The sequence below is a fragment of the Blautia sp. DFI.6.71 genome, from assembly GCF_020593585.1.
Lineage (GTDB): Bacteria > Bacillota > Clostridia > Lachnospirales > Lachnospiraceae > Blautia_A > Blautia_A wexlerae.
The window spans coordinates 1-2,571 of the sequence record NZ_JAJDMJ010000104.1; the positions used below are offsets into that span (position 1 = coordinate 1).

Genomic DNA, 2,571 nt, shown 5'->3' on the forward strand with positions numbered 1-2,571 from the left:
TGCAAATTCTGCTCGAACGGTACGCCTATTCCGAAATCGGCGGTACATTCATTCTGATTTAGTGGTACGCGTTTTCTGCTCAAAACGGTACGTTTTTCCTTTATTATTGTGATGTAACTATTATTCATCACAGTGCAAAGGAGGAACTATTATGCACGACTACAATACTATTCTTGGAGTCATAGGACTTCGGCTCAGTAAAGTCAGTTATGACTCTGTACAAAAACGTTACCGGATCGGACGGAGCGGGATTGCATTAATCATGAACCGCTACAAGGATTCAGGCTTATCATTGGATGATCTTCGACAAATGCCAGCCTCAAAGGTGGTTGATCTCATCTATCCAAAAGAAAACCTTCGACATAAGGATATTCCACTGCCTGATTTTGAAAAAATACATGAGCAGATGATCCAAATGGGAAAACATGCTGACTTGAGTTTTCTATGGATTGATTATAAAAAAGAGCATCCTAACGGTTACCAGCTTGCTCAGTTTTATAAGCTGTATCGTGATTTTATGGTAGATACTTATGGTACTTCAAAAACATCTATGCCTGTGGAACGAATCCCTGGTGAAAAGATGTATATTGACTGGGTAGGCGACCAGCCGGAACTACTATTGGATACAACAACTGGCGAACTTCGGAAAGTTCACATTTTTACAACTACACTTGGTTTTAGCAGCCTTGTTTATGCAGAGATCTTTCCGGATGAAAAACTTCCACATTTTATTACCGGCACAGTACATGCACTGTCTTATTATGGGGCAGTTCCTAAATATCTTGTCCCGGACAATCTGAGAACAGCTGTTACCAGGCATAGTAAAGATGAACTTGTGCTGCAGTCAGCTTTTTCAGATCTGGAAACTTTTTATGATACGATCATTCTGCCGCCACCACCAAGGAAACCGAAAGGCAAACCAACAGTTGAAAATCATGTGCGTTTCTTGGAGACGCATCTGGTAGAAGAATTAAAGAAAGATACTTATACCTCTCTGGAAGCTCTGAATGCTGCGGTCAAAAAGATCGTAGCGGACATCAACCAGCGTCCTTTCCAGAAAAAATCTGACATTCGGAAATCCCGCATGAATGGATTCGAAAAGTACGACAAACCGCGTATGAACCAGCTTCCAGGCGAAAGTTATACACTTTGTGATTATAAATACTTTCTTAAAGTTCCAGATAATTACCACCTTGAGTATGATGCCCACTACTATTCTGTATTGTATACCTATAAAGGGAAGCCTGCAATTCTTAAGGCTACAATGACAGAGATACGGATCTGTGATGAGTATAACCGGCTGATCTGCCACCATCCAAGATCTTACCGTGATTTTCCTCTTTACATTACAGATGACAGTCATATGCCTCCAGAACACCTATATTACAAAGAAGTGAATGCACATGACGGAGCTTATTACAGACGATGGGCATCTGTTTATGGAGAATCTATGGTAACTCTTATTGACAGGATACTCCGCAGTTCCAAGCATGAGGAACAGGCATACAACAGCTGTGCCGGTGTACTCCATTCCTGTAAAGATGTTCCTCACAGGCTGGTTCAGGAGGCTGCTGAGAAATGCGTAGAAGCCAATGCCTGCAAGTATTCTTATTTCAAGAAAGTACTTAGCATGGTTCAGAATAATCATTCCAGCAGTGCTATAAACGGAACCGGAAAACTTCCTTCCCATACAAACATCCGTGGAAAGGAGGCATACAAATGAGTTCATCCCATGACATTACATTAACACCTCAGGAACAGGCTCTGATTATGCGTCTGAAGAGTTTCCGTGTTCCAGAAATGGCACATATCCTGGAAGAACAGTTGAAAGATCCTAATGCAGATCTGAACACTTTTATGGAACGCATAACAGCAATGGTTGATGCAGAGTGGCAGGCGCGGGCAGAGAAACGTTTTAATCGTCTGATGAAAGAAGCGCATCTGCGATACCCGGCGGCGGATCTTGACGAAACTATTTACCGTCCAGAACGTCAGCTTGATACCCAGACAATAGAACGACTGAGTACCTGCCATTGGATAGAGGAAGGAAAGAATCTCATTGTAACAGGATCTTCTGCCAGTGGAAAAACTTATCTAATCAATGCTTTTTGTGTAACTGCAATGAAGCAGTCTAAGAGTGTAAAGTATATAAAAGCGAACACTCTTATGAGCGAAATGGAACAGGCACGTATCAAATCTACAAATCTGGATTACCTGAATAAGCTGACCAAGCTGGATCTTCTTGTGATCGATGATTTTGGCCTTATGGATCTCGATCTTGATAAATGCCGGGATCTTTTTGAAGTCCTTGACACCAGGGATGGAAGAAAATCAACTGTAGTCATCTCACAGTTTCCAGTCAGTACATGGTTTGATATGTTTGCTGATAATACCTACGCTGATGCGTGCCTTACACGAATCACAGATAAACATCATACATATCGTCTGGAAATGAACGGTATAAATATGCGTGAAACAGAATGATATCATCTAGCGGTACTTCGTACCGTTAAAAATGGAATAGCCGTTCCGCAGTAGCGGAACTGGCATTCCGTTTGAGCGTAATTTGCA

General features: G+C 41.8%; 2 protein-coding genes. Both read left to right on the top strand.

Annotation, left to right across the window (positions count from 1 at the left end):
* Positions 1–151: 151 nt before the first annotated feature.
* On the top strand, positions 152–1,723 hold the full coding sequence (locus LJE12_RS19335; RefSeq protein WP_055060138.1) for a Mu transposase domain-containing protein: 1,572 nt from the start codon (positions 152–154) through the stop codon (positions 1,721–1,723).
* Positions 1,720–2,484, top strand: coding sequence for an ATP-binding protein (locus LJE12_RS19340; RefSeq protein ID WP_055060139.1), 765 nt, complete (start codon positions 1,720–1,722; stop codon positions 2,482–2,484). The genes LJE12_RS19335 and LJE12_RS19340 overlap by 4 nt, the downstream gene beginning before the upstream one ends.
* The last annotated feature ends 87 nt before the right edge of the window (positions 2,485–2,571 follow it).